Origin of the sequence: Desulfobulbus alkaliphilus, assembly GCF_016918545.1 — a bacterium.
Taxonomy (GTDB): Bacteria; Desulfobacterota; Desulfobulbia; order Desulfobulbales; family Desulfobulbaceae; genus Desulfobulbus; species Desulfobulbus alkaliphilus.
On record NZ_JAFFQC010000149.1, the window covers coordinates 1 to 494 of the forward strand.

Annotated in this window: 1 protein-coding gene; it reads left to right on the plus strand. The window is 61.1% G+C overall.

Annotated elements, in window-relative coordinates:
• Nucleotides 1–494 (plus strand): hypothetical protein (locus JWG43_RS17835; protein ID WP_205244293.1); only part of this gene is annotated, 494 nt, incomplete at both ends.

The following is a 494-nucleotide window of genomic DNA, read 5'->3' on the forward strand; positions in this document are numbered from 1 at the left end:
ATATGAGCGCCATCCGGCGCCATTCCAGCGACCAGATGCTGGCCCTCGGCGGTACGGTATTCGATTTCGGCGTGTCATCGCTGGCCCTCGGTGCCTTGGGCGGCATTCCTGGCGCCATAGCCGGTCTGGCCATGCCCAGCCTTGCGGAACCGGTCATCAACCGTGTCCGCGACCTGCGCGCGCTCCAGAACCTTACCATGCCGAAGATTACCGGAGGACGGGAAGTGAACCTGGCCACCGGCATGGGGTTCAATGCGGCTTCCGCACGAAATATCGACAGCTTCACGCGCATGAGCGCGGCTGGGGACGTCCTGTTCAAGGAAGGCGACTACCGGCGCATGATGCAGCTTGGCATCGAAAACGGCATGTTCGACTACGCTGGCAGCGCGGCGCAGTACAAGGACATCATCAAGAAGCTGCGCAGTACCATGACAACGGTCATGGAGGTCGTCGGATCCACGGACTTCAGGGACTTGATGAACGAGTTCAAGCGC